The sequence below is a fragment of the Pseudoxanthomonas sp. F37 genome (genome assembly GCF_022965755.1).
Classification (GTDB): Bacteria; Pseudomonadota; Gammaproteobacteria; order Xanthomonadales; family Xanthomonadaceae; genus Pseudoxanthomonas_A.
This window is the reverse complement of sequence record NZ_CP095187.1, coordinates 3,865,285-3,889,959: the sequence shown is the minus strand read 5'-3', so window position 1 is coordinate 3,889,959 and position 24,675 is coordinate 3,865,285. Positions and strand designations below refer to the sequence as shown.

Below are 24,675 nucleotides of genomic sequence, written 5' to 3'. Positions count from 1 at the left end.
GGTGGGTGCGACATTCGGACGCAGCCCGTGAGCCGGCGCCTGCCGCTGCCGATCGGCTGGACCCTGGCCGTGCTGGCGATGTCGCTGTTCGGCAGCCTGGGCGCCTGGCAGTGGGGACGGGCGGAACAGAAGGAAGCCATGCTGGCCGAAACCGCGCGCGTGCTGGCCGGGCGCAAGCCGCAGGCGCTGGCGCTGGCCGGGGATGGGTCGCGGCTGCAGGCCTACGATTGGGCTGCGGGCGGGGGCGAGTTCCTGCCCGGCCCGGCCATCCTGCTGGACAACCAGACGCGCGACCGCCAGCCGGGCGTGCGCGCCTACCGCGTGTTCCAGCCCGCGGGCGGCGGCGAGCCGCTGCTGGTGGAACTGGGCTGGCTGCCCGTGCCGGGCGATCGCACGATGCCGGATGTGGCACTGCCGCAGGGCCCGCAGCGCGTCGCCGGCCTGCTGGTGCCGCCCCCGTCGGAAGGCATCGCCCACGCCTCGCCCACCGCGTTGGCGGACGGCAACCTGCTGGTGATCGCGCTGCAGCCGGAGGCGCTGGCGCGGGCGCTGTCCCTGCCGGCGCTGGCGCCGCGCGTGCTGAAGCTGGACCCGGACCTTCCGCTGGGCTACGCCCGCGATCTCGACATCCTGCCGAACACGCTGCCGCCGGAACGCCACCTGGGCTATGCGGTGCAGTGGTTCGGCCTGGCAGGCGCGGTGCTCATCACGGCACTGGTCCTGACCTGGCGCAGCCGGCGGAGCGCGGGCAAGGAACGCTGAGCGCGGGAGGCCTTGGAGGCGGACGCCGAGCCACGGCACCGTTGGTGGTTCGACACGCTCACCGCGAACAGAATCGAGCAGCGGTGGGCCGCGAACCCCGTCGTCCTGCCCCCGGATAGGGGCAATGAGGGCCCGGGCGTGAGAAAATGCCGTCCATGGACCCCAAACCATTCGATCCCGCCCAGCGGCGTCGCGGGCGGTGGATGCTCGTCGGCCTGTTCGCCCTGTTCTTCGGCACCGTGTTCGGGGCCGGCATCCTGCGCTTCTCCGGCTGGCAGCCTGCCGGCCACAAGAACCATGGCCAGATGCTGCAGCCGCCCGTGGATGCGCGCGACCTGGCGCCCGTCCTCGTCGAAGGCGGTACCTACGCCTGGAAGCCCGCCGAACGTCGCTGGCGCATCGTGGCCGCCCCCGCGCCCGGTTGCGCGGAGCCGTGCCTGACCCTGGCACGTGACCTGGACAAGGTCTGGCAGCTGTTCGGCCACAACGCCGACGAAGTCGACATCCTGTGGATCGGCGACTACCCCGCGCAGGCGCCACGGTCTTCGGCGCTGCGCCAGGTGCGTGCCGACGATCCGCTGCGCGCGCGCCTGCCGCAGGTGGACGATGCCGCCGGCACGCCGGTGTACGTGATCGATCCCCACGGCTTCGTGATCCTGCGCTACGCCCCCGGCTTCGACCCCGGCCACCTGCGTACCGACGTCGCCAAGCTGATCAAGCTCATCTGAGCTCCCGAACGAACCGCAGACGATGATGAATGCTGTTGCGCGCCCCGTGATCTACCGACATTTTCACCGCATCGCCTGGCTGGCGGTCGCACTGACGCTGTGCGTCGTCGTGTTCGGCGCGTTCGTGCGCCTGTCCGATGCAGGCCTGAGCTGCCCGGACTGGCCCACCTGCTACGGCCGCGCCGCATGGCCGAAGGCCGTCGACGAAGCGGCTTCGCACGTGGCCAGCGGGATCCGCCCGTTCGAGACCCACAAGGCGTGGCGCGAACAGGTGCACCGCCACATCGCCGCGTCGCTGGGCGTGCTGGTGCTGTTGCTGGCGCTGCTGGCCGCGCGCCGCCGCCGCTGGGGCATCGCGCAGATCCTGGCCGCCGCCGGACTGGTCGGTGCCGCCATTCCGATGTACATGCATGGCGAGCATGTCGCGGCATCGGCGCTGGCGATCCTCGGTGAAGCCCTCCTGCTGTTGGCGGCCCTGCGCTGGTCGAACATCGACCTGGCGCGCGCCGCCGCCCTGACGCTGGCGGTGATCATCTTCCAGGCGCTGCTGGGCATGTGGACGGTGACGTGGCTGTTGAAGCCCATCGTGGTGATGGGTCACCTGCTGGGCGGACTGACCACGTTCTCGTTGCTGGTGTGGATGGCGTGGCGCGCGACCGACCGTCCCATCACGCTGGCCGACGCCCGCGTGCTGCGGCGCTGGCTGACCGCCGGCCTGGTGCTGCTCGGCATCCAGATCGCGCTGGGCGGCTGGGTCAGCGCCAACTACGCGGCGCTGGCCTGCGGCCTGGATTTCCCCAAGTGCGTGGGCCAGTGGCTACCGCCGGCGGACTTCCGCGAAGGCTTCGTGCTGTGGCGCGGCATCGGCGTGGACTATGAGGGCGGTGTGCTGGACGGCGCATCGCGCATCGCCATCCAGCTGACCCATCGCGCCATGGCGGTGGTCGTGGCGTTGTATGTGCTGGCGCTGGCCCTGCGCCTGTTCCGCACCCCGGGCATGCGCGGCTGGTCGTTGACGCTGATCGTGCTGATCGCAGCGCAGGTCACCCTGGGCATCCTCAACGTCAGGCTCAACCTGCCGCTGCCGGTCGCCGTGGCGCACAACGCCGGTGCCGTGCTGCTGCTGTTCACGATGGTCTCGCTGCTCGCACGCCTGCGCAGGCCCGACTGACATGGCGTCCACGTTCCGCCAGTACTGGGACCTCACCAAGCCGCGCGTGGTGGCGTTGATCGTGTTCACCGCGCTGGTGGGCATGTTCCTGGCCATCGATGGCCTGCCCGATGGCGAGCAGCTGCTGCGCGGCGCGCTGGGCTTCCTCGGCATCTGGCTGGCCGCCTCCAGCGCCGCTGCCATCAACCAGCTGCTGGATGCGCGCATCGACGCGAAAATGGCACGCACCTCGTGGCGTCCGCTGGTGCAGGGCCAGGTGAAGCCGTGGCAGGCGCTGGCGTTCGCGCTGGTGCTGGCGGCGCTGTCGATGGCGATCCTGGTGCTGTGGGTCAACGCCATCACCGCCGTCCTGACCTTCGCTTCGCTGATCGGCTACGCGGTGATCTATACCGTGTTCCTGAAGCGCGCCACGCCGCAGAACATCGTCATCGGCGGCATCGCCGGCGCGGCGCCGCCGCTGCTGGGCTGGGCCACGATGACCGGCATGCGGGGCGAGTGGGACTGGCCGCACGCGCTGCTGCTGGTGTTGATCATCTTCGTGTGGACGCCGCCGCATTTCTGGGCGCTGGCGATCTTCCGCCGCGAGGACTATGCGCGTGCGCTGGTGCCGATGCTGCCGGTGACGCACGGTGTGACCTACACGCGCTGGCAGATCCTGTTCTACACGGTGCTGCTGGTGGAGGTGACCGTGCTGCCGGTGGTGTTCGGCATGAGCGGCTTCTTCTACCTGGGTGGCGCGCTGGTGCTGGGCTCGGTGTTCCTGTGGTACGCGTGGCGCCTGCTGAACCCGCCGGACGAGTTCTTCGCCATGCGCGTGTTCAACTATTCCATCGTCTACCTGATGGCGCTGTTCGCCTTCCTGCTGGTCGACCACTGGGCGATGCCGCTGCTCCGGCCGGCCGCGGCGGTGGGCGGCATCGAATTCGTGCCGGCGGGGTGATGCTGCTGTAGGAGCGACGTGAGTCGCGACCGCTCCTGGTCAGCGCTTCTTCTACTTGGCTCGTGCGATGCCGTTGCCGCACTTCCGCACGAACGAACTTGAAACGTGGCTTCGTTCGTGCGGTCGCGACTCACGTCGCTCCTACAGACCCCTCAGCGTTCCGGCTTCGCCAAGCGTTCCATCACCACCGGCTCCAGCGACTTCAGCCCCGCCGCGCGGCCCAGGGTGAGCGCCTCTTCCGGCGATGCGCCATCGACCTGGACGGCGGCCAGCGCCAGCAGCGCACCGACGCGATTGCCCGAGGCGCAATGCAGCAGCACTTCGCCTTCATGTTCTTCCAGCAGGGCATGCAGGGTCGCGGCGTTCGCGGGCGTGATGTCGTCCTTGCCGGCGATCGGCAGGGCGATGTAGTCCATGCCGAGGCGGCGCACCTCGGCGGCCTGGTCGTAGCCGCGATCCTCCGTGGCGCCGCGAAGGTCGATGACCGTGCGTACCCCCTCGGCCTTCAACCGCTCCAGGTCTTCGGCTGTGGGCTGCCCCCCGGTACGCAGCCCGGGACGGGGCTGGGCGAAATCGTGGGCAATGGCGGCGAAGGACGCTGCGCACAGCAGCGCGGAAAGCAGCAGGGATGCGGTGCGTTTCATCACGAGTCCTCAATGGCGTCCGATGCGGGCCTGCAACAGGGTACGCAGTTCGTACTTGTCGGCTTCGTCCAGCCCGATATTGCGCTGCTTGGCCTGCAGTTCGTCGAGCCGCTGCTGCAGCATCTGCTTCTCCAGCTGAACCGCGGCATCCAGGACCTCCTGGCGCCAGCTGTCCTCGTCGCCGGGCAGGTCCTGCATCGCCAGCTTCTGCAGCGCGGCCGCCTCGTCGCGCTCGGCGAAATGCTCCAGCAGCACGCCGGTGGTGATGTCGGGGCGCGCGTGGACCAGGTCCAGCAGTTCCAGCAGCAGGTCCATGCCCGGCAATCGAAGGCCGGAGAACCCGTGCGTGGATTCGATCGCCAAGGCCAGCGCGGGCTTGTGCAGCAGGCGCACGATGATGTGGCGGACCAGACTGGGCTTCTGGCCCGGCTTGGATGCAGACGCACGGCGTGCCGGCGCGGGCGCGGATGACGGTGCGGCGGTGCCTGCGCCCACGCCGGTCACCACCGTCAGCTGCTGGCGCATCAGGTCGCCGAAGGCGCCGTCGGGGATCTGCGCCAGCAGCGGGCGCGCCCGCTCGGCCAGGCGCGCCCTGCCGTCCAGCGTGGACAGCTTGATGTCCTTGCCCAGTTCCTGGAAGAAGAACTCCGACAGCGGCATCGCCTGCTGCAGGCGCGCATCGAAGCCTGCCGCGCCTTCCTGCCGCACGATGGTGTCGGGATCCTCGCCATCGGGCAGGAACAGGAAGAACGCCTGCCGTCCGTCCTTCATGCGCGGGAGCACCGACTCCAGCGCACGCCAGGCGGCGCGCTGGCCGGCGGCGTCTCCGTCGAAGCAGAAATACACATCGGGCGCGTTGCGGAACAGCAGCTCGGCATGCTCCGGCGTGGTCGCCGTGCCCAGCGTGGCGACGGCTTCCTTCACGCCGAACTGGAACAGCGAGACCACGTCCATGTAACCCTCGACCACCACCAGCCGCGCGATCTTCTGGTTCGCCTGCTTCACCTGCCACAGGCCGTACAACTCGCGGCCCTTGTGGAACAGCGCCGTCTCCGGCGAGTTGAGGTACTTGGGGCCATCGTCCTTCTGCAGCACGCGCCCGCCGAAGGCGATCACGCGGCCGCGCCGGTCGTGGATGGGGAACATCACCCGGTCGCGGAACTTGTCGTAGACATGGCCGCGGTCGTTCTTCGAGAACAGGCCGGCGCGGTCGAGCAGCTTCATCCGGCGCTCGTCGGTGCCCAGCGCGTCCTTCAGGGCGGAGTAGCCGTCGGGGGCGTAGCCGAGCATGAACTGGGTTCGGATGGCCGCATCCACGCCACGGCCATCGAGATAGGCCTTGGCCTTGTCGCTGCCCTCCAGGTGGCGCTGGAAAAAGCGCGCGGCCGCTTCCAGGGCGCCGAACAGGTCGCGGGTATCGTTGTTCTGGTTGCGCTGCTGGGTCTCGCGCGGCACTTCCATGCCGTTGCGGCGGGCCAGCTCCTCCACCGCGTCGAGGAACTCGAGGCGGTCGTAGTTCATCAGGAACGACAGCGCGGTGCCATGCGCGCCGCAGCCGAAGCAGTGGTAGAACTGCTTGGTCGGCGACACCGTGAACGACGGCGAGCGCTCGTCGTGGAAGGGGCAGCAGGCCGAATATTCCTTGCCCTGGCGCTTCAGCGGGACGCGCGCGCCCACCACCTCGACGATATCCGTCCGGGCGAGCAGTTCGTCGATGAAGGCGTCGGGGATGCGGGCCATGGGCCACATAGGATGCCATGCCCGGCCTTGGCCGCCGTGGCCGCGCGTTACCATGCCGCCATGCCCGCATCCAAGCCGCCCGACGACGCCCTGCTGGCCCGCCTGCGCCGGGCCGTGGGTGGCGGCCACGTGCTGACCGGCGTGCGGGCCACCCGCCGCTACCGCAAGGGCTACCGTTTCGGCGGCGGGCCCGTGCTGGCGGTGGTGCGCCCGGGCACGCTGCTGGAGTTGTGGCGCGTGCTGGAGGCCACGGTGCAGGCCGGCGGCATCGTGCTGATGCAGGCGGCGAACACCGGCCTCACCGGGGGCTCCACGCCGGATGGCGAGGACTACGACCGCGACATCGTGCTGGTCAGTACGCAGCGGCTGACCGGGGTGCAGGTGCTGGATGACGGCCGCCAGGTGGTCTGCCTGCCGGGCGCGACCCTGGACGTGCTGGAGAAGACGCTCGCACCGCTGGGGCGCGAACCGCATTCGGTGATCGGCTCCTCGTGCATCGGGGCGTCCGTCCTCGGTGGCGTGTGCAACAACTCGGGGGGCGCGCTGGTGCGGCGCGGTCCCGCGTACACGGAGCTGGCGCTGTACGCCCAGGTGGGTGCCGGCGGCGTGCTGCGCCTGGTCAATCATCTCGGCATCGCCCTGGGCGACACGCCGGAGGAGATCCTGACGCGCCTGCAGGCGGGCGACTACACGGCGGCGGACATCGCCCGCGATGCCGCCCGCGCGGCCTCCGACCGCGGCTATGCGGCCCACGTGCGACAGGTGGATGCGCCGACGCCGGCGCGCTACAACGCCGATCCGTCCCGCCTGCACGAGGCGTCGGGATGCGCGGGGCGGCTGGCCGTGTTCGCGGTACGGCTGGATACCTTCGAGAAGGACGAAGCCGCCGTGTTCTATATCGGCAGCAACGATCCGGACGACCTCACGGCGGTGCGGCGCCAGCTGCTGACCGCCTTCGAACGGCTGCCGATCTCCGGCGAGTACCTGCATCGCGACGCTTTCGATATCGGCGACCGCTACGGCAAGGACACGTTCCTGTTGATCGACCGCTTCGGCACCGACCGGGTGCCGGCGGCGTTCGCCTTGAAGAGCCGCATCGACGGCTGGTGCGAGCGATGGGGCCTGCGCGGCCTGACCGACCGCGTGCTGCAGGCGGTGTCCGGATGGTTGCCCGATCACCTGCCGCCGCGCCTGCGCGATTTCCGCGCGCGCTACGAACACCACCTGCTGCTGAAGGTGTCGGCGCGTGACGCCGGCGCCACGCAGGCCTTCCTCGACGCTTTCTTCGCGGATCGCCAGGGCGCGTTCTTCGCCTGCGATGGCGATGAAGGACGCAAGGCGTTCCTGCACCGGTTCGCCGTTGCCGGCGCCGCCGTGCGGTATCGCGAAGTGCATCGCGACACCGTGGAGGACATCGTCGCGCTGGATGTGGCCCTGCGCCGCGACGACCGCGACTGGGTGGAGACCCTGCCCGCCGCGCTGGCGGAGACCATGGTCGCGCGGCTCTACTACGGACACTTCTTCTGCCATGTCTTCCACCAGGACTACATCGTGCGGCGGGGAACCGATCCCCTGGCCGTCGAACACGACCTGTGGGACCTGCTCGATGCGCGCGGCGCCGAGTACCCGGCCGAACACAATGTCGGCCACCTTTACCGTGCCAAGCCGCAGCTGGCCGCGTTCTACCGCGGGCTGGATCCCACCAACACGTTCAATCCCGGCATCGGCCAGACCAGCAAGCGGGCTGATTGGAAGGAGTGAGTGGAGAGGAGTGAGGAGTGAGGAAAAGCGGCTTTCGCTCACTCCTCACTCCTCTCCACTCACTTCTCGAACTCTGCGCTCGTCGATCACTGCGGTGATCAGCGCGCCCGCGAAGAACACCACGCTGGCGTAGTACACCCACAGCAACAGCAGGACCAGGGCGCCCATCGATCCATACGCGCTGCCGGGTGCGGCTTCGGCCAGGTAGAGGCCGATCAGGTAGCGGCCGCCCGCGAACAGCAGCGCGGTGATCGCCCCGCCCAGGAACGCGCGCGACCAGGCCACGCGGCGATCCGGCAGATAGTGGTAGAAGAAGGCGAAGGCCAGCGCATACAGCAGCAGGGTACTGGTGTAGCCCAGCGCGGGCAGCAGCGACGGCAGCCGTGCGAAGGCCACCTGCAGCGCGGTGGTGGCGACCATCGAAACGACCAGCAGGAAGCCGATCGCCAGCACCACGCCCAGCGAGAACACGCGCTTCCTCACCCAGGCTGCCAGCCCGCTGAGACGCTGCGCATCGGTGCGGAAGATCAGGTTGAGCGCACCCTGCAACTGGGCGAAGACCACGGTTGCGCCCACCAGCAGCAGCGCAGTGCTCCACAGCCCCGCCAGCGAGCCCAGGTCGGGGCGGGCGTCGGCGTTGCGGATCACGGTCCTGGCCACGGCGGCGGCGTCGGATCCGGCGAGCTGGGCGATCTGGTCCAGCAGCGACTGCTGCGCCGGCGGATACAGCGAGGCCGTCAGCCACAGCAGCAGGATCAGCAGCGGCGCCAGCGACAGCAGCGCGTAGAACGACAGCGATGCGGCCTGCGTCATCAGGTCGGTCTCGACGAAGCGGCGCAGCAGCGCGACGGGCAGGCTGCGCCCGGCGCGCGCACCGAGGCGCTGCAGGCGTTTCCGGAGCTTGGGAAAGCGGGCAGGCGTGTGCATGGGCCGAGGGTGGCCCGTGGCGCGTCAGCGGTTCGTTAGCGCGTTGTCGTCAGGACGTTCACGTGGACGCGTCGGCCAATGCGCGCAGGGCCTCGCCACTGACGCGCTGCACGGTCCATCCGTCCATGCCGATGGCGCCCAGGCGGCGGTAGAAGTCGATGGCGGGCGTGTTCCAGTCCAGTACCGACCACTCGAAGCGCCCACATCCGCGCTCCAGCGCAAGCCGCGCCAGGTGCACCATCAGCCGCTTGCCCAGCCCCAGGCCGCGATAGCGCGGATAGACGAAGAGGTCTTCCAGGTACAGGCCCGGCTGCCCGAGGAAGGTCGAGAAGCTGTGGAAGAACAGGGCGAAGCCGGCCGGCGTGCCGTCGGCCTCGGCGATGACGACTTCGGCGGCGGGGCGCGCGCCGAACAGGTGCTCTTCCAGCAGGGCCGGCGTGGCGACGGCCTCGTGGGCGAGCTTTTCGTACTCGGCCAGGCCGCGGATGAAATCGAGGATCTGCGGGATGTCGCCGCGGGTGGCCGGGCGCAGGGTGATCAAGGGCGTCTGCATGGCGTCAGGATGCCACGCAGACGCCCAAAGCGGCGCGGGCTCAGCCCGCCAGCTTCTTCTTGATCAGCGCGGACACCAGGCCCATGTCGGCCTGGCCGGCCAGGCGCGGCTTCAGCACGCCCATCAGCTTGCCCATGTCGGCCGGGCCGGAGGCGCCGGTCTGGGCGATGGCGGCCTCGATCGCGGCCAGGATCTCGGCCTCGCCCAGCTTGGCCGGCAGGTAGGCGTCGATCACGGCGATCTCGGCGCGCTCGACGGCGGCCAGGTCCTCGCGGTTGGCGGCTTCGTACTGGCTGACCGAATCCTTGCGCTGCTTGACCATCTTCTCCAGCACGGCCAGCACGGCGGCATCGTCCAGTTCCACGCGCTCGTCGACTTCCTTCTGCTTGATGGCGGCGTTGATCAGGCGGATGACGCCCAGGCGATCCTTCTCGCCGGCCTTCATCGCGGCCTTCATGTCATCGGTGAGCTGCTGTTTCAGGGACATGGGTGACTCCTGCGGAGGGTGGGGCGGCGCCCGCGGGCGCCAAAAACACAAAAAGCCGGCGACGCTTGCGCGTGCCGGCTTCTCGCGAAGCGACGCGGCTCAGTACAGGCGCTGGCGCTTGGTGACGTCGCGCGAGCTGCGGCGCAGCTGGCGCTTCACCGCGGCGGCGGCCTTGCGCTTGCGCTCCTGGGTCGGCTTCTCGTAGAACTCGCGCTTGCGGGTTTCGGCCAGGACGCCGGCCTTTTCGCAGGTGCGCTTGAAGCGACGCAGCGCAAACTCAAACGGCTCGTTTTCGCGGACTTTGACGCTGGGCATACGTAATCTCGGTGAAGTAAACGGCCCGGGCATACCGGGTGAGCCGCGTATTATAGCGGCTGACTGCGGCGCTGCAACCCACCCCGGCTTGTCCCCGCCCCCCAGGAGCCCCAGATCCCCGTCATGAAAGTCCTCGGCATCGAAACCAGCTGCGACGAAACCGGCGTGGCCGTCTACGACACCGGCCGGTCCGGCCCGGCCGGCCTGCGGGCCCACGCGGTCTACAGCCAGATCGCCCTGCACGCCGAATACGGCGGCGTGGTGCCGGAACTGGCCAGCCGCGACCATGTGCGCAAGCTGCTGCCGCTGATCCGGCAGACCCTGGCCGAGGCCGGGCTGGAGACCCGGGACCTGGACGGCGTGGCCTACACGGCCGGCCCGGGCCTGGTCGGCGCCCTGCTGGTCGGGGCCGGCGTGGCCCGGTCGCTGGCCTGGGCGCTGGACGTGCCCGCCGTGGCCGTCCACCACATGGAAGGCCACCTGCTGGCCCCGCTGATGGAAGACGACCCCCCGGAAGCACCGTTCGTGGCGCTGCTGGTCTCCGGTGGACACACCCAGCTGGTGGCCGTCGATGCCATCGGCCGTTACCGCCTGCTGGGCGAGACGCTGGACGATGCCGCCGGCGAAGCGTTCGACAAGACCGCCAAGATGATGGGGCTGCCTTATCCCGGCGGCCCGCAGCTGGCCGCGCTGGCGGAACAGGGTACGCCGGGCCGGTTCAAGTTCGCCCGGCCCATGACCGACCGCCCCGGGCTGGACTTCAGCTTCTCCGGCCTGAAGACGCAGGTGCTGCTGGCCTGGCGCGACAGCGACCAGTCGGACCAGACCAAGGCCGACATCGCGCGCGGCTTCGAGGATGCCGTGGTCGACACGCTGGCGATCAAGTGCGAACGCGCGCTGGACGAAGCCGGCAGCGACGTCATCGTCATCGCCGGTGGCGTGGGCGCCAACAAGCGACTGCGCGCGAAATTGCAGGAGATGGCGGCCCGGCGCGGCGGCCGCGCCTGCTTCCCGCGTCCGTCGCTGTGCACCGACAACGGCGCGATGATCGCCTTCGCCGGCGCCCTGCGGCTGGAGGCCGGCCAGCACGAGACGGCGGAAGTGAAGGTCACGCCGCGCTGGGACATGGCCACGCTGGCGAGCGTGGCCACGGCGGGCTGAGGGGAACGGGCGCGGCAAATTCCGTTCAGGTTCAAGGCGGTGCGGCTAGCCTTTCCGCTCCGCCAACCGGCGCGCCTGACTGCGCAATGCAGATGCCAGGGCGCGCATGAACCACCTCAAGGGGTAACGGAATGACCGAACAGCTGGACGCCCTGCGCGGGTTCCTCGCGCCCTATCCCTGGGCCTATACCGTTGTCGTCGCCTGCGCACTGGTGCTGCTGGCGTGGCTGGCCAACTGGGTCACCAGGCGCGTGCTGCTGCGCGGCCTGCGCCGGCTGCTGGCCACGCTGCCACTCGGCCAGGGCGACCACCAGGTCCGCCTGCGGGTGATCCCGCGCCTGGCCAACGTGGTGCCCGCGGTGGTGCTGGCCGCCGGCGTCGCCTTCGTGCCGGATCTTCCGGCGCTGCTGGTGACCGTGGTCCGCAACGTCTGCTTCGCCTTCATCATCCTCACGGTGGCGCTGGCCATCGCGGCGGCGCTCGACCTGGCCAACGAGGTCTACCAGCGCCGTCCCGATGCGGCCGACAGGCCGATCAAGGGCTACCTGCAGTTGCTGAAGATCGTCGTGTTCGTGGTCGCGGCGGTGCTGATGGTGGCGGCGCTGATCGACCGTTCGCCGGTGATCCTGCTGTCGGGCCTGGGCGCGATGATGGCGGTGCTGATCCTGGTGTTCCAGGACACGCTGCTGTCGCTGGTGGCCAGCGTGACGCTCAGTTCCAACGACATGGTGCGGGTGGGCGACTGGATCGAAATGCCCAGCCAGAACGCCGACGGCGACGTCATCGACATCGCGCTGCACACGGTGAAGGTGCAGAACTGGGACAAGACCATCACCACCATCCCCACCAAGAAGCTGATCAGCGACTCGTTCAAGAACTGGCGCGGCATGAGCGAGTCCGGCGGCCGGCGCATCAAGCGCGCGCTGTACCTGGACCAGAACAGCGTCCGCTTCCTCGACGAAGACGCGCAGGCGCGGCTGCGCCGGTTCCGCCTGCTCGCCGACTACCTGCAGCGGAAAAACGGCGAACTGGACGCATGGAATGCGCGCCTGGCCGAGCAGGGGCGCGAGCCGGTCAACCAGCGCCGCATCACCAACCTGGGCACCTTCCGCGCCTACGTCGAGGCCTACCTGCGCGCGCACGGCGACATCCACGACGGCATGACCCTGCTGGTGCGCCAGTTGCCGCCGGGCCCGACCGGCCTGCCGCTGGAGGTCTACTGCTTCACCCGGACCGTGGCATGGGCGGCGCACGAAGGCATCCAGTCGGACATCTTCGACCACCTGCTGGCGATCCTGCCGGAGTTCGGTCTGCAGGTCTTCCAGCAGCCGGGCGGCGCGGACGTGCGCCGGCTGCAGGGTGCGCCAGCGGCGGCCGTGGCGGCCATGGGCTGAGCGGGCGCGTCGATTGCGCGTACCATTCCCGCATCCGGATCCAGAGCTCCCCATGGACATCGTTTTCATCGAAGACCTGCGCATCGAGACCGTCATCGGCATCTACGACTGGGAGCGCGGCATCCGCCAGACCGTGGCACTGGACGTGGAGATGGCGTTCGACAACCGCGTGCCGGCGGCGAGCGACGACATCGCCCACACGCTGGACTACAAGGCGGTGTCCAAGCGGCTGATCTCCTTCGTGGAGGAAGCGGACTTCGGGCTGGTGGAGACGCTGGCGGAGCGGTGTGCGGCGATCGTCCGCGACGAGTTCGGCGTGGCCTGGGTGCGGTTGAAGCTCAGCAAGCCCGGCGCGGTCACCGGCGCCCGCAACGTGGGCGTGCTGATCGAACGCGGCCAGCGCCCGGCCTGACGCCATGGGAACGGCCTATCTCAGCCTGGGCAGCAATGTGCAGCCCGAGCGCCACCTGCGCGCCGCCGTCGCCGCCCTGCGCGCGCGTTTCGGCGAGCTGGTGCTGTCGCCGGTCTACCGCACGCGCTCGGTCGGTTTCGACGGCACCGATTTCCTCAACGCCGCCGTCGTGATCGACAGCGACCTGGACCCCTTCGCGCTGAACGACTGGCTGCATGCGCTGGAGGATGCGCATGGCCGCGACCGCAGCGGGCCGCGCTTCTCCGACCGCACGCTGGACATCGACATCGTCTTCTACGACGACCTGGTGCTGCAGGGCCCGGGCAATCTGCGCCTGCCGCGCGATGAACTGAAGCACGCGTTCGTGCTGCTGCCGCTGGCGGACATCGCGCCCGACAAGATCGATCCGCGCAGCGGCGCGACCTTGCGGGCGCTGTGGGACGCGCACCCCGATCGCGGCTCGCCGCCGGAGCCGGTGGAGATCGGGGCCGCCTGACCCTCAGCCCAGCGCGCGGCCGCCGTCCACGTGCAGGGTCTGCCCGGTCACGTAGGCGGCCGCGTCGCTGAGCAGCCAGGCGACGGTCGCGGCGATATCGGCGGGCTCGCCGACCCGGCCCAGCGGCGTCTGCGCGAGCAATCTCTCCTGCAGCGCCGGGTCGATGCCGCCATCGGGCCACAGGATCGCACCCGGCGATACCGCATTGACCCGCACCTCCGGACCCAGCGACACCGCCAGACCGCGCGAGACCGCCAGCAGCGCGGCCTTGGAGGCGGCGTACACCGGCAGGTCCGCGCGCGGCTTTTCGGCATAGATGTCGGCGATGTTGACGATGGCGCCGCGCGCGGCACGCAGATGCGGCGCCGCCGCCTGCGCCAGGAAGAACGGCGCGCGCGCGTTGACCGCGAACAGCTCCTCCCATTGCGCCGGGGTGGCGCCGCCCACGGGCGTGGGATAGAACGCCGATGCGTTGTTGACCAGGGCGTCCAGGCGGCCGAAATGGCCCACGGTTTTCGCCACCAGCTCGGGCAAGCGGTCGAAGACCGCCAGGTCGGCCTGCAGCACCAGCGTGCTGCCCTGGCGCCCGGCTTCCAGTTCCTCGACCAGCCCCTGCATGTCGGCGGCCGAGCCCCGGTAATGCAGGGCCACGTCGTAGCCGTCGGCCTGCAGCCGGCGGGCGATCGCGGCACCGATGCGACGGGCAGCGCCGGTGATGAGGACGACACGACGCGGCGTGGACATGGCGGGCTCCGGAACAGGAGCCCGCATTTTCCCTGGTTTGCACCGGAATGGCGCAAGACGGCGCCGAAAAATGTGAGTCGATGATCGCGCGGCGCGGACGCTTGACGGCGCGTGCATCCAGCGGGCATGTTGCGACGCATCACCCCCGTGCCGGATGTGCCGGCCGGGACAGCAGGAAGGCGAATGGACTGGGCGAAGTACCGCACCACGACCTTTGACGAACTGATCCAGGCCGATGGACGGCCGCGACCGGCCGCACGCCGGTTGGTGGAATACCTGGCCGGCCTGTCCGGCCGCGAACTCGCCGAACGCCAGCTTGCCGCCGACGTGGTCGCGCGCTTGCAGGGCATCACCTTCACCGTGTATTCCGACGGCCGCAACGTCGACCGCACGCTGCCGTTCGACCTGATCCCGCGCATCATTCCGCTCAGCGAGTGGCAGCGCACCGAGGCCGGCCTGAAGCAGCGCATGCGCGCGCTGAACCTGTTCATCGGCGACATCTACGGCAAGCAGCAGATCGTCAGGGACAAGGTGTTCCCGGCGATGCTGCTGAAGGATTCGGTGAACTTCCGCGAGCAGTGCGTCGGCATCACGCCGCCCTTGGGCGTGTGGGCGCATATCTGCGGCTCGGATCTCGTGCGCGACGGCGACGGCACGCTGTACGCGCTGGAAGACAACCTGCGCATCCCGTCCGGCGTCAGCTACATGCTGGAAAACCGCATGGTGGCCAAGCGCGTGTTCCCGGAACTGTTCGAGACCAGCTCGATCCTGCCGGTGGACGAATACCCCAGCCAGCTCTACGACACCCTGGCCGCGCTGTCGCCGCGCCCCGGCAACACGCCGGTGATCGCGCTGCTGACGCCGGGCGTGTTCAACAGCGCCTACTTCGAGCATGCCTACCTGGCGCAGGCGATGGGGATCGAACTGGTCGAGGGCAGCGACCTGTTCGTCGCCGACGACGACTGCACCTACATGCGTACGGTGTACGGGCCCAAGCGCGTGGATGTGGTCTACCGCCGGGTCGACGATCTCTTCATCGATCCCGAGGTGTTCCATCCGGATTCCGTGCTCGGCGTGCCCGGGCTGATCCGCAGCTGGCGCGCGGGCAAGGTCGCGCTCGCGAATGCGCCGGGCGCGGGCGTGGCCGACGACAAGGTGGTCTTCGCCTACGTGCCGAAGATGATCAAGTACTACCTGGGCGAGGATCCCATCCTGCCCAACGTGCCGAGCTACCTCTGCCACAATGCGAAGGAGCGCAGGTACGTGCTGGAGAACATCGAGAAGCTGGTGGTGAAGCCGGCCAACGAGTCTGGCGGCTACGGCATGCTGATCGGCCCGCGCTCCACCAGGCGGCAGCGCGAGAAGTTCAAGGCGTTGATCCAGGCCAATCCGCGCAACTACATGGCGCAGCCCACGCTGGCGCTGTCCACCGCGCCCATCGTCACCAAGCAGGGTCCGTCGCCCCGCCATATCGACCTGCGCCCGTTCGTGCTGTCGCGCCAGGACACCTACGTCACCACCGGCGGGCTGACGCGCGTGGCGATGGTGAAGGGATCGCTGGTGGTCAACTCGTCGCAGGGCGGTGGCGCCAAGGACACGTGGGTGGTGGACCTGGCCGACGACGAGGGGGAGAACGCCTGATGCTCTCGCGGGTGGCCGACAACCTGTACTGGTTCAGCCGCTACGTGCGGCGTGCCGAAAACACCGCGCGCCTGGTGGGCGTGGGCAGCCAGCTGCAGCTGGACATGCCGCGCTCGGTGCGGTTCGCGTGGCGGCCGATGATCGACACCGTCGGCGCCGGCGAGTGCTTCGAGCAGTGCCATCCCGAGAGCGGCGACGCGGCGGGCGACGCCGATGTGATCCGCTTCCTGTTGCTGGACGAACGCAATCCGTCCTCGCTGCGCGCCTCGGTGGATGCCGCGCGCGAGATCCTGCGCAGCATCCGCGACAGCCTGCCGCAGGACGTGTGGGAAGCGGTCAACGATCTGCACCTCTACATCGGCGCATACGGCGAGCGCAGCCTGGGCCGCCGCTACCGGATCGAGTTCCTCAGCCGCATCATCGACGGCTGCCTGAAGGTCTCGGGCCTGCTGAGCGCCAACGTCAGCCGCGACATCGGCTTCCAGTTCCTGCGCCTGGGCACGGCGCTGGAACAGGCGGACATGACCACACGCATCATCGATGCCGGCGCCTCCGGGCTGGTCACGCCGCGCAACGAGGACGACCGCGAGACCTTCCAGAACATGCAGTGGATGAGCGTGCTGCGTTCGCTGGCCGCCTACCAGATGTTCCGTCGCCACGTGCGCCAGCGCGTGACCGCCGAACTGGCGCTGCGTTTCCTGCTGCAGAACAACGAGTTCCCGCGCAGCGTGCACTTCTGCCTGATGCGCGCGCAGAGCGTGCTGCCCACCATGCCGCCCCGCCCGGGCGTGGACCGCCATCTCAACCGGGTGATCGGGATGACCCGCAACGCCGATCCCGCCGTGCTGGCGGAGCGGAACCCCGCCGCGTTCATGGACGAGATCCAGACGCACCTGGGGGCGCTGCACGATGCCATCGCCGCGGGGTACTTCCACGGGTGAGGCCCGCTGTTCCGCGGGAGCACCCCGGGTACGATGCCTCCGCTCCGCGGGCCGGGAATCAAAAGCATCGCGCCCGGGGGCGCTCCTACTGCTGGCCTTGTGCGTCGCCTGGATCCTGCCGCGAAGCGATCCGGCGTGGCGGCATGGCCGGCAGCGGGTCCGTCGAGGCTTCGCGTTCCTGCGGCGGTTCCCACGGGAAGCGCGGCAGGCTGTGCACGGCGGCTTCCAGCTTGCGGGACCAGGTGTCGTGGATCTCGGCGTACAGCGGGGTGTCCGCTTCCAGCCGCATCTTCTGGGTGATCTTCAGGTCGCCGCTGCGCAGCAGCGCCATGTCCACCGGCATGCCGACGGACAGGTTGGAGCGGATGGTGGAATCCAGCGACACCAGCGCGCAGCGCGCGGCGTCCTCCAGCGGCGTCTCGGGACGGATGATGCGGTCCAGGATCGGCTTGCCGTACTTGGATTCGCCGATCTGCAGGTACGGCGTTTCCGGCGAGGTGGCGATGCAGTTGCCGAGCGGATAGACCATGTACAGGCCGGGACGCTCCCCGGCGATCTGGCCGCCCAGGATGAGCGTGGACTGCACATTGACGCCGCTCTGCTGCGCCTCGTCCTTCATCTTCACCTGGCTGGCGACCAGGGTGTCGCCCACGTACTCCGCCACTTCGTACAGGTGCGAGAACGTGCGCAGGCTGCGTGTCGCGTTGGGATCGTCGGCATCGCGCTGCAGCCGCGAGATGGTCAGCTGCGTGGTGGCCAGGTTGCCGGCCGACATGATGACGAACACGCGGTCGCCGGGCCATTCGAACACGTGCATCTTGCGGTACACGCGCACGTCGTCGAAGGAGGCGCTGGTGCGGGTGTCCGCGGCGAAGACCAGGCCTTCGTTGACTTCGATGCCGACGCAATAGGTCATGGCGTGTCCGTTGCTGCTGTGCACCACGATTCTATGCGCCACCCCCGGGGTTGGCTAGGGCCGCAACCCCCGCCTTGGACGGCCCGTACAATGGCCGGGTTTCCCGCTCCCGGTGCACCATGCAGGCCGATCTGCCCCTCCCCGACGACGACGCGCGCGCGCACAGCGAACGCCTCGCGGCCTTCATACGCAACGAGATCGCCGCCGAGGGCGGCAGCATCCCGTTCTCGCGGTTCATGGAGCGCAGTCTGTACGCGCCCGGGCTGGGCTACTACAGCGCGGGCAGCACCAAGTTCGGTGAAGCGGGCGATTTCACCACCGCGCCGGAGCTGGGGCCGCTGTTCGCCAGCTGCGTGGCGCAGGCGGTGGCGCCGGTGCTGCAGCAGATCGGGCCACAGGCCGGGTTTGTCGAGATCGGCGGCGGCAGCGGTGCGTTCGCCGAGGTCATGCTCAAGCGCCTGCTCGACCTGGATGCGCTGCCTGCGCGCTACGCCATCCTCGAGCCGAGCGCGGACCTGCGCGAGCGCCAGCGCGAGCGGCTGGGGCGGCGGCTCATCCCGCCGGTGTTCGAGCTGGTGGAGTGGCTGGACGCGCCGCCTTCCGGGAGCTGGGACGGCGTGCTGTTCGCCAACGAGGTGATCGACGCGCTGCCGACGCCGCGCTTCACGTTGCGTGACGGGGAGGTGTTCGAGGAAGGCGTCGCGCTGGATGGCGAAGGCCGTTTCGTCCGTACCGACCGGCCGGCCGATGCCTTGCTGTCGGCCGCCGTGCGCCATGTCGAACGCTACCTGGGCGAGCCTTTCCCCGACGGTTACCGTTCCGAACTGCTGCCGCAGCTGCCGTACTGGGTGCAGGCGGTGATGGGCGGCCTAGACCGGGGCGCGATGCTGTTCGCCGACTACGGCTACCCGCGCCGCGAGTTCTACCAGGCCGACCGCGAGGACGGCACGCTGCGCGCGTACTACCGGCATCGCGTCCACAACGATGCCTACCTGTGGCCGGGCCTGCAGGACATCACCGCCTCGGTGGATTTCACCGCGCTGGCCGAAGCGGGGACGAATGCGGGCTTCGACCTGGCCGGCTACACCACCCAGGCGAACTTCCTGCTGGGCAACGGCCTGCAGGAGCGGCTGGACGAAGCGCAGGCGCGTGCGGACGAGGCCACGCTGCTGCGCCTGCGCAACGAAGCCAGGCGGCTGACGCTGCCCAGCGAAATGGGCGAGCGTTTCCAGCTGATGGGCTTCTCGCGCGATGTCGAGTTCGGCGCGGCCTTCCTGTTCAACGACCTGAGCTGGCGCCTGTGAGCCGCATCTTCGCGCTGAAGCCGTTCCGGCGCCCGCGCCTGTGGTCGGGTCTGTGGCTGCTCGCCGTGAGCGGCGTCGTGGTCCTGTCGCTGGTCAACCTGAGCGGGCTGCCGCCGGTGCCCGAAGGGGGCGACAAGGTCGAGCACTTCCTCGCCTACGCGCTGTTGTCGGCCTCGGCGATGCAGCTGTTCGCCACGCGGCGCGGCTGCGTGCTGGTGGCGGCGCTGCTGGTCGCGCTGGGCGTCGGTCTGGAGTTCGCCCAGGGCGCGCTGACCACCACGCGCATGGCCGATCCACGCGATGCCCTGGCCAACACGCTCGGCGTGCTGACCGGCCTGGCCACCTTGTTCACGCCCCTGCGCGGCATGCTGCTGGCCGTCGATACACGGCTTCGACCGCGACGCGCAGCATAGGAAACGAAGTGCCGGGACACCGCCCGGCACTTTTCGGCCGCGGCATGCTCAGCGCGGCTGCAGGGTGATGCGGTCCAGCACCCACATCTGCGGCCGCGTGTCGCCGGTGAAGCGTACGCACAGGTCCTGCTTGCCGGCGGTGCCGGCGGGCAGGGGTGCGTCCAGGTCCAGGAACCCGTCCGCGCCCGGCGCCGCCGGCAGCGGCACGCTGGCCAGCGTGTGGCCCTTGCAGCCGCCACCCAGGATTTCCAGTTCGCCCAGCGGCGATTTCGCCGGCTCGAACGTGCGGTGCGGTTCGTCGTGCGCCAGCTGGAAGTAGTACGGGATGCGCCCGGCGCGCACCTTGATCGATGCGATGCCGTCCAGGTCGGCCTGGTTCCATTGCCAGCACGGATAGAAGATGGTGGCGTTGAAGATCGCGCGCTCGCCATCGGCCGGGCCATCGTCTTCCAGGCGCAGCAGCAGGCGGCCGGCGTCCGGACATACGGCCATCGCTTCGTCGGTGCGTGTCAGCATGGCGGCAGGCGTCAGCTCGAACGTGGCGGCGGGGGCCAATGCACGGCCATCGGCGAAGGCCGCCGCGCGCACGGTGACCGGCAGCTTCAGGTCGAGCGGTGCTGCGAACGTGCTGGACGAGGAGGTCGGTTCGCTGCCGTCGGTCGTGTAGTGCACGGCGTAACCGAGCGGATTGGACAGCGTGACTTTCACGGTGCCCGCCTTGCGGTCGTCCTCGGTCGCGATCATCGCTTCGAACGGCGTCTTCGCGTAGCCAAGGCCGATGGAGTCGTAGCGCTTCAGCTGCGTGGGCAGGCGGCGGCTGAAGTCGGCGAAGTCCTTCTTCGCCGCCGGCGTCCAGCCGGTTTCGGCCACCGCGGCCAGGCGCGGGAAAGCGTTGTGCTGCAGGCGCGCGAACGTGCGCGTGTGCTCGGTCCACAGGTTGGCCTGCAGGCCGAGGATGTGGTGGCGCTGGCTTTCCTCCAGGGCAGGCGGCACCGGCTCGAACCCGTAGACGTCCTGCAGTGTGATCAGCGCGGGGCGTCCCGGCGGCTCGTTCGGCGAGGCGGTCTGCAGGTAATCCAGGTAAGTCTTGTCGGAGGGCGACATCACCACGTCATGGCCCTGGCGCGCGGCCTTCAGGCCGCCTTCGATGCCGCGCCACGACATCACCGTGGCGGCCGGCGGCAGCCTGGCTTCGAGAATCTCGTCCCAGCCGATCAGGCGCTTGCCGTGTGCGGCGAGGTACTTCTCCAGCCGCTCCACCAGATAGCCCTGCAGGTCCATCTCGGTCTTCGCGCCGACCTGGCGCATGCGCGCCTGCTCGCGTGCCGACGCTTCCCACTGGTCCTTCACCGCTTCGTCGCCACCGATGTGCACGTAGGTGCCGGGGAACAGCTGGACCACTTCGCCCAGCACGTTCTCCAGGAACGCGATCGTCGGCTCTTCCACGTTGACCAGGTTGGGGAACACGCCCCACTCGCTGGACGGCACCAGCGGCGTGTCGATGGAGCCCAGTTCCGGATAGGCGGCGATCGCCGCCGTCGCATGGCCTGGCACGTTGATCTCCGGCACCACGGTGATGTGGCGCTCGGCGGCGTACTTCACCACGTCGCGGATCTGGTCCTGCGTATAGAAGCCGCAGTACGGGCGCGGTTCGCCGGTCTTCGGGTCCTTGCCGCCGTCGCCGGCCGGGATGCGGCAACCGCCGATCGCGGTGAGCTTGGGGTACTGCTTGATCTCGATGCGCCAGCCCTGGTCGTCGGTCAGGTGCCAGTGCAGGGTGTTGAGCTTGTGCAGGGCCATCGCGTCGATGATCTTCTTCACCTCGTCGACGGTCTGGAAATGGCGCGCCGGGTCCAGCATGAATCCGCGCCAGCCGAAGCGTGGCGCATCCTCGATATGCAGCGCCGGCAGGGTGACGCCGCCCTTGCCGCCCTGGGTGGCGAGCTGCCACAGCGTCACCGCGCCGTAGAACAGGCCGCGCTCGTCGCGTGCCTTCACCGTGACGCCTTCGGGCGTGACGTCCAGCGTATAGGCCTCGGGAGAGGCGTCGTTCGCGCCTCCCGCTTCCAGTACGAAGCGGATCACGCCTTCGCCGTCGGCCTGGGTGGCCGACAATGCAGGGCCGCCGGCCGAGGTCAGGTAGGCGGCGAACTGATGCGCAACGCGCGTCGCCGGTTCGCCCGTGGCGAATACCCGGGTCTGGCCATCGATGACGAAGCGGCCGTCGCCCGTCTGCAACGTGGCGGGTGCGGGAATGAGGGCGGGCGCGATGGGCGCCGATGCGGACGCGGTGCCGGCATCGCTGCCCGTCCTGGCGCAGCCGGCCAGGACCAGCAGGGTGAGGGCCACGCCGGCCAGGGCGCGACGGACGATGGGTCGTTTCATCGGAATCCTCGTGGACGAACGAGCGGAGAGTGCCAAAAAAAGCGGGCCCGGACAAATCCAGGCCCGCAGAGGGAGAGCGTTCCCTTACATCGACGATGCGGTCAGAACTTGAAGCGGAAGTTCAGGTAGTACTGGCGGCCGTTGCTGTAGAAGGCGTGCGGCAGGTAGCCCGGGACCGCATCGTTCTCGGTGTAGTACTTCAGCTTCGGGTTGTTGAGGTTCAGGCCATCCAGGCTGACCGTCAGCCAATCGGTGGCCTTGAAGCCCAGCGAGGCGGACACGGTGTCGAAATCGTCCTGGTAGAAGTTGTCGGCGCGGCTGACGCCTGCATAGAACGAGCTGCGGTAGCTGTAGTTGATACGGGCGTTGAAGCGGTCGTTCTCGTACCAGGCCGACAGGTTGTAGGTGTTCTCGGAGGTGCCGTTGAGCGGCTTGCCGCCATCGGCTTCGCCATCCACGTAGGTGTAGTTGGCGTTGATGCCGAAGTTCTCGCCGATCGGCTGCTCGTAGGTCAGCTCCACGCCGCGCGCCTTGCCGTTCGAGTTGACCGGGATCGACACCAGGTAGTCGCTGTAGACGTCGGTGCCGGCCGCCTGGCTGGCCTGCTGGTCCTTGTACTGGACGATCACGTTGCCGAAATCGACGTAGCCATCCATGTCCATCGAGAACACGCTGGCGGCCAGCAGGGCGCGTGGCGCGAAGTACCATTCGATCGACGCGTCGAAGTTGGTCGAGACCAGCGGGTCGAGGTTCGGGTTGCCGCCGCTGCCTTCGTGAGTCAGGTCGTTGAGCGTCAGCGAGCCGGCCAGCGCCGAGAAGTCCGGGCGGGTCATGGTCTTGCTGCCGGAGATGCGCGCCACCAGGCTGTCGGTCAGCTCGAACTTGAAGTTCACGCTGGGAAGCAACTCGTTGTAGTCGTTGTTCACCACCACCGGCAGGTAGTCGCCGAACGCCGAGCCGGTGATCGCACCGGGAATGCCGGAGTTCACCGCCAGCGCCTGGTTGTAGTGCACGTCCGTTTCCGTCTGCACGTATCGAAGGCCGGCGTTGCCGCTCCAGCGATCGCCGCGGAAGTTGAGCTGCGCGTACACGGCGTTGATGTCTTCCTCCACCCCGTAGACGTCGGAGAAGTAGAAGCGTTCGGGATTGTTGCGGTTGGCGAAGCGGGCGTTCAGCTCCGCCAGCTGTGCAGGCGTGTAGTACCAGATGCCCGAGGGCACGTTGCCGCCCACGCCGAAATCGCCCGGGTATGCACCGCCCGCCGCCGGATAGGCGTTGATGTCGGTCCAGTTGCTGGCCCAGTTCGGCCCCTGCGCCAGCGAGAAGTCGTTGCTGCGCTCGTGCGTGGCGAAGCGGTAGCCGAAGTCCAGCGAGGACAGCACGTCGGACTGGAAGAAGAACTGGCCATCGGCCGAAGCCCAGTCTTCCTTGTCCAGCACATCGATGCCCTGTGCGCCGAAGATCCAGCCGTTCTGCGGCAGATGGTTCGCGGCCGTGTTGGTGCCGCCCAGCGACCAGTCGATGGGTCTGCCCACGCCGTTCATGCTCCAGCTGGCGCCGGCGTTGCCGGCGATGCCGGTCTCCAGCACGTCCTGGGTGGGGCTGCTGCCATTGCCCTTGGTGGAACCCAGCTGGAAAACGAACTTCAGCGCGTCGCTGGCGTTCCATTCGGCATCCAGCGCGATGTACTTGGAGGTGGACTCCGCGCCCGGACGGGAGATCATGTCGTACACGCCATAGGGCGTGACGGTGGTGCCGCCGGTGACCGGCGCATAGGTGGCGCTGGTCAGCACGCCGTTCTCGACGGTGTAGCTGGTGGGCGTCTGCGAGTTGACGAACTGGCTGGCCCACATCATGTAGTTGCGGTTGTAGTTGTCCGCCTTCAGCCGCGAGTAGAACGCGTTGACGTTCAGGGTCAGGTCGTCGGTGACCTTGGCTTCGATGTTGGCCACGCCACCCTGGCGCTTGCGCACCTGTTCGAACAGGGCCGCGCCGATCAGGTTGGGGTACAGAACGCCATCCAGTTCCAGGTTGGTCGAGGTGATGGTGCCGTAGCCGCCCACCACTTCCTGGCCGTCGCGGCGCAGGCTGCGTTCTTCGTTGAACACCTGCACCAGGAAGCCGGCGGTGCCTTCGTCGTTGCGCCAGTTCAGCAAGGCGTCGAGTTGTGGCTTGGTGTCGCCCGGCAGGTCGGAGTGGACCGCACCGATGGAGCCCTGGATCGTCAGCGGATCGGCGAACTGCAGCGGCCGGCGGGTGATGATGTTGACCGAACCGGCGGTGCCGCCTTCGACGAGCTTGGCTTCGGAGGTCTTGTGGACGACGACGCGGTCGACGATCTCGGACGGATACAGCGAGTAGCTCACGCTGCGGCCGACATTGCCGACCTGGCTGAGCACGAACCAGTCGCCGGTGCCGATGGTGTGGCCGTTGACCAGGGTCTGGGTGAGGCTGGGATTGGTGCCGCGCAGGCTGACGCGGTCGGCTTCGTCGAAGCCGCCCTCGCTGGCGCTGGAGGACGCGATGTTGACGCCGGGAAGCTGGCGCAGGGTATCGGCCACGTTCTTGGCCGGCAGCTTGCCGATGTCCTCGGCGGTGACGACTTCGACGTGCGTGGCGGCATCGCGCTTTGCGTCGAGCGCTTTCTCGATGCTGCCGCGGATGCCGGTGACGACCACCGTGTCGAGGTCGGTCGCCTGGGTGCCGGTCGGCTGGGCGTCCTGCGCGTGCGCCTGCACCGCCACGCCCAGACAGGTCACGATGGCGGCGGAAAGGATGGATCTGCGGTACGTCATGATGTCTCTCCCATCATTCATTGTTTGAGTTTCGGCAGGTCTTGC

At 68.9% G+C, this 24,675-nt stretch carries 23 protein-coding genes; 13 read left to right on the top strand and 10 right to left on the bottom strand.

What is annotated here, in order from left to right:
- Positions 1–78 precede the first annotated feature (78 nt).
- The 4 genes from MUU77_RS18100 to cyoE all read left to right on the top strand — a co-directional run bounded on the left by MUU77_RS18100 (position 79) and on the right by cyoE (position 3,601).
- Positions 79–762, top strand: a complete 684-nt coding sequence (locus tag MUU77_RS18100) for an SURF1 family protein (RefSeq protein WP_245094674.1) — start codon at positions 79–81, stop codon at positions 760–762.
- A gap of 155 nt (positions 763–917) precedes the next feature.
- Positions 918–1,490: a hypothetical protein gene (locus tag MUU77_RS18095; protein ID WP_245089899.1), complete on the top strand. Its 573-nt coding sequence runs from the start codon at positions 918–920 to the stop codon at positions 1,488–1,490.
- Between the two features lie 25 nt (positions 1,491–1,515).
- Complete coding sequence (locus MUU77_RS18090; RefSeq protein ID WP_245094671.1) at positions 1,516–2,661, top strand: COX15/CtaA family protein; 1,146 nt, start codon at positions 1,516–1,518, stop codon at positions 2,659–2,661.
- Between the two features lies 1 nt (position 2,662).
- Positions 2,663–3,601 (top strand): heme o synthase, encoded by a 939-nt coding sequence (cyoE, locus tag MUU77_RS18085; RefSeq protein WP_245089897.1) that lies wholly within the window; start codon positions 2,663–2,665, stop codon positions 3,599–3,601.
- Between the two features lie 152 nt (positions 3,602–3,753).
- On the opposite strand, the gene MUU77_RS18080 is transcribed toward cyoE, so the two are convergent.
- A complete protein-coding gene (locus MUU77_RS18080) occupies positions 3,754–4,245 on the bottom strand; it encodes a protein tyrosine phosphatase family protein (protein WP_245089895.1) in 492 nt (163 codons plus the stop codon).
- Positions 4,246–4,254: 9 nt separating this feature from the next.
- The gene (gene dnaG / locus MUU77_RS18075; RefSeq protein ID WP_245089893.1) at positions 4,255–5,985 is read right to left on the bottom strand and encodes a DNA primase; all 1,731 of its coding nucleotides are present in this window, start codon (positions 5,983–5,985) and stop codon (positions 4,255–4,257) included.
- 60 nt (positions 5,986–6,045) lie between these two features.
- Between dnaG and dld the strand changes: the two genes are divergently transcribed.
- A complete protein-coding gene (gene dld / locus MUU77_RS18070) occupies positions 6,046–7,746 on the top strand; it encodes a D-lactate dehydrogenase (protein WP_245089891.1) in 1,701 nt (566 codons plus the stop codon).
- A 45-nt stretch (positions 7,747–7,791) separates the two neighbouring features.
- Here the strand turns inward: dld and MUU77_RS18065 are convergent, their stop codons facing one another.
- The 4 genes from MUU77_RS18065 to rpsU all read right to left on the bottom strand — a co-directional run bounded on the left by MUU77_RS18065 (position 7,792) and on the right by rpsU (position 10,028).
- Positions 7,792–8,673, bottom strand: coding sequence for a YihY/virulence factor BrkB family protein (locus MUU77_RS18065; protein ID WP_245089889.1), 882 nt, complete (start codon positions 8,671–8,673; stop codon positions 7,792–7,794).
- A gap of 58 nt (positions 8,674–8,731) precedes the next feature.
- Entirely contained in the window at positions 8,732–9,226 is a 495-nt protein-coding gene (locus MUU77_RS18060) for a GNAT family N-acetyltransferase (protein ID WP_245089880.1), read from the bottom strand.
- A 40-nt stretch (positions 9,227–9,266) separates the two neighbouring features.
- Entirely contained in the window at positions 9,267–9,713 is a 447-nt protein-coding gene (locus tag MUU77_RS18055) for a GatB/YqeY domain-containing protein (RefSeq protein ID WP_245089878.1), read from the bottom strand.
- Between the two features lie 99 nt (positions 9,714–9,812).
- Positions 9,813–10,028 carry a 30S ribosomal protein S21 gene (rpsU, locus tag MUU77_RS18050; protein WP_002808376.1) on the bottom strand — a complete coding sequence of 72 codons (216 nt, stop codon included), beginning with the start codon at positions 10,026–10,028 and terminating at the stop codon, positions 9,813–9,815.
- 123 nt (positions 10,029–10,151) lie between these two features.
- On the opposite strand from rpsU, the gene tsaD reads away from it, so the two are divergent.
- From tsaD to folK, 4 genes are all read left to right on the top strand, one after another.
- Positions 10,152–11,189 (top strand): tRNA (adenosine(37)-N6)-threonylcarbamoyltransferase complex transferase subunit TsaD, encoded by a 1,038-nt coding sequence (tsaD, locus tag MUU77_RS18045; protein ID WP_245089876.1) that lies wholly within the window; start codon positions 10,152–10,154, stop codon positions 11,187–11,189.
- Between the two features lie 131 nt (positions 11,190–11,320).
- A complete protein-coding gene (locus MUU77_RS18040) occupies positions 11,321–12,583 on the top strand; it encodes a mechanosensitive ion channel domain-containing protein (protein ID WP_245089874.1) in 1,263 nt (420 codons plus the stop codon).
- 52 nt (positions 12,584–12,635) lie between these two features.
- On the top strand, positions 12,636–12,995 hold the full coding sequence (gene folB / locus MUU77_RS18035; protein WP_245089872.1) for a dihydroneopterin aldolase: 360 nt from the start codon (positions 12,636–12,638) through the stop codon (positions 12,993–12,995).
- Between the two features lie 4 nt (positions 12,996–12,999).
- Positions 13,000–13,491 (top strand): 2-amino-4-hydroxy-6-hydroxymethyldihydropteridine diphosphokinase, encoded by a 492-nt coding sequence (folK, locus tag MUU77_RS18030; RefSeq protein ID WP_245089870.1) that lies wholly within the window; start codon positions 13,000–13,002, stop codon positions 13,489–13,491.
- A 3-nt stretch (positions 13,492–13,494) separates the two neighbouring features.
- Here the strand turns inward: folK and MUU77_RS18025 are convergent, their stop codons facing one another.
- Positions 13,495–14,235, bottom strand: coding sequence for a pteridine reductase (locus MUU77_RS18025; RefSeq protein ID WP_245089868.1), 741 nt, complete (start codon positions 14,233–14,235; stop codon positions 13,495–13,497).
- A gap of 183 nt (positions 14,236–14,418) precedes the next feature.
- On the opposite strand from MUU77_RS18025, the gene MUU77_RS18020 reads away from it, so the two are divergent.
- Together MUU77_RS18020 and MUU77_RS18015 are read left to right on the top strand one after the other, a co-directional pair.
- Positions 14,419–15,876: a circularly permuted type 2 ATP-grasp protein gene (locus tag MUU77_RS18020; RefSeq protein WP_245089866.1), complete on the top strand. Its 1,458-nt coding sequence runs from the start codon at positions 14,419–14,421 to the stop codon at positions 15,874–15,876.
- Positions 15,876–16,817, top strand: coding sequence for an alpha-E domain-containing protein (locus tag MUU77_RS18015; protein WP_245089865.1), 942 nt, complete (start codon positions 15,876–15,878; stop codon positions 16,815–16,817). The genes MUU77_RS18020 and MUU77_RS18015 overlap by 1 nt, the downstream gene beginning before the upstream one ends.
- Positions 16,818–16,902: 85 nt before the next feature.
- Here MUU77_RS18015 and MUU77_RS18010 read toward each other — a convergent pair whose 3' ends face one another.
- Positions 16,903–17,733, bottom strand: a complete 831-nt coding sequence (locus MUU77_RS18010; RefSeq protein WP_245089863.1) for a 20S proteasome subunit A/B — start codon at positions 17,731–17,733, stop codon at positions 16,903–16,905.
- Between the two features lie 119 nt (positions 17,734–17,852).
- On the opposite strand from MUU77_RS18010, the gene MUU77_RS18005 reads away from it, so the two are divergent.
- Together MUU77_RS18005 and MUU77_RS18000 are read left to right on the top strand one after the other, a co-directional pair.
- Entirely contained in the window at positions 17,853–19,037 is a 1,185-nt protein-coding gene (locus MUU77_RS18005) for an SAM-dependent methyltransferase (RefSeq protein WP_245089861.1), read from the top strand.
- Positions 19,025–19,450: a VanZ family protein gene (locus MUU77_RS18000; RefSeq protein ID WP_245094669.1), complete on the top strand. Its 426-nt coding sequence runs from the start codon at positions 19,025–19,027 to the stop codon at positions 19,448–19,450. Before MUU77_RS18005 ends, MUU77_RS18000 begins: the two co-directional genes overlap by 13 nt.
- Before the next feature lie 48 nt (positions 19,451–19,498).
- Here the strand turns inward: MUU77_RS18000 and MUU77_RS17995 are convergent, their stop codons facing one another.
- Positions 19,499–21,835 (bottom strand): family 20 glycosylhydrolase, encoded by a 2,337-nt coding sequence (locus MUU77_RS17995; protein WP_245089859.1) that lies wholly within the window; start codon positions 21,833–21,835, stop codon positions 19,499–19,501.
- A 101-nt stretch (positions 21,836–21,936) separates the two neighbouring features.
- Positions 21,937–24,630 (bottom strand): TonB-dependent receptor, encoded by a 2,694-nt coding sequence (locus MUU77_RS17990; protein WP_245089856.1) that lies wholly within the window; start codon positions 24,628–24,630, stop codon positions 21,937–21,939.
- Positions 24,631–24,675 lie beyond the last annotated feature (45 nt).

What these genes read in the sequence shown, in the direction of transcription:
- cyoE (WP_245089897.1), top strand. Translation starts at nt 2,663, where the DNA reads ATGGCGTCCACGTTCCGCCAGTACTGGGACCTCACCAAGCCGCGCGTG.
- dnaG (WP_245089893.1), bottom strand. Translation starts at nt 5,985, where the DNA reads ATGGCCCGCATCCCCGACGCCTTCATCGACGAACTGCTCGCCCGGACG.
- MUU77_RS17990 (WP_245089856.1), bottom strand. Translation starts at nt 24,630, where the DNA reads ATGACGTACCGCAGATCCATCCTTTCCGCCGCCATCGTGACCTGTCTG.
- MUU77_RS18015 (WP_245089865.1), top strand. Translation starts at nt 15,876, where the DNA reads ATGCTCTCGCGGGTGGCCGACAACCTGTACTGGTTCAGCCGCTACGTG.
- MUU77_RS18025 (WP_245089868.1), bottom strand. Translation starts at nt 14,235, where the DNA reads ATGTCCACGCCGCGTCGTGTCGTCCTCATCACCGGCGCTGCCCGTCGC.
- MUU77_RS18080 (WP_245089895.1), bottom strand. Translation starts at nt 4,245, where the DNA reads ATGAAACGCACCGCATCCCTGCTGCTTTCCGCGCTGCTGTGCGCAGCG.
- MUU77_RS18020 (WP_245089866.1), top strand. Translation starts at nt 14,419, where the DNA reads ATGGACTGGGCGAAGTACCGCACCACGACCTTTGACGAACTGATCCAG.
- MUU77_RS18060 (WP_245089880.1), bottom strand. Translation starts at nt 9,226, where the DNA reads ATGCAGACGCCCTTGATCACCCTGCGCCCGGCCACCCGCGGCGACATC.
- MUU77_RS18065 (WP_245089889.1), bottom strand. Translation starts at nt 8,673, where the DNA reads ATGCACACGCCTGCCCGCTTTCCCAAGCTCCGGAAACGCCTGCAGCGC.
- folB (WP_245089872.1), top strand. Translation starts at nt 12,636, where the DNA reads ATGGACATCGTTTTCATCGAAGACCTGCGCATCGAGACCGTCATCGGC.
- rpsU (WP_002808376.1), bottom strand. Translation starts at nt 10,028, where the DNA reads ATGCCCAGCGTCAAAGTCCGCGAAAACGAGCCGTTTGAGTTTGCGCTG.
- MUU77_RS18100 (WP_245094674.1), top strand. Translation starts at nt 79, where the DNA reads ATGTCGCTGTTCGGCAGCCTGGGCGCCTGGCAGTGGGGACGGGCGGAA.
- folK (WP_245089870.1), top strand. Translation starts at nt 13,000, where the DNA reads ATGGGAACGGCCTATCTCAGCCTGGGCAGCAATGTGCAGCCCGAGCGC.
- MUU77_RS18095 (WP_245089899.1), top strand. Translation starts at nt 918, where the DNA reads ATGGACCCCAAACCATTCGATCCCGCCCAGCGGCGTCGCGGGCGGTGG.
- MUU77_RS18010 (WP_245089863.1), bottom strand. Translation starts at nt 17,733, where the DNA reads ATGACCTATTGCGTCGGCATCGAAGTCAACGAAGGCCTGGTCTTCGCC.
- MUU77_RS17995 (WP_245089859.1), bottom strand. Translation starts at nt 21,835, where the DNA reads ATGAAACGACCCATCGTCCGTCGCGCCCTGGCCGGCGTGGCCCTCACC.
- tsaD (WP_245089876.1), top strand. Translation starts at nt 10,152, where the DNA reads ATGAAAGTCCTCGGCATCGAAACCAGCTGCGACGAAACCGGCGTGGCC.
- MUU77_RS18055 (WP_245089878.1), bottom strand. Translation starts at nt 9,713, where the DNA reads ATGTCCCTGAAACAGCAGCTCACCGATGACATGAAGGCCGCGATGAAG.
- MUU77_RS18040 (WP_245089874.1), top strand. Translation starts at nt 11,321, where the DNA reads ATGACCGAACAGCTGGACGCCCTGCGCGGGTTCCTCGCGCCCTATCCC.
- dld (WP_245089891.1), top strand. Translation starts at nt 6,046, where the DNA reads ATGCCCGCATCCAAGCCGCCCGACGACGCCCTGCTGGCCCGCCTGCGC.
- MUU77_RS18005 (WP_245089861.1), top strand. Translation starts at nt 17,853, where the DNA reads ATGCAGGCCGATCTGCCCCTCCCCGACGACGACGCGCGCGCGCACAGC.
- MUU77_RS18090 (WP_245094671.1), top strand. Translation starts at nt 1,516, where the DNA reads ATGAATGCTGTTGCGCGCCCCGTGATCTACCGACATTTTCACCGCATC.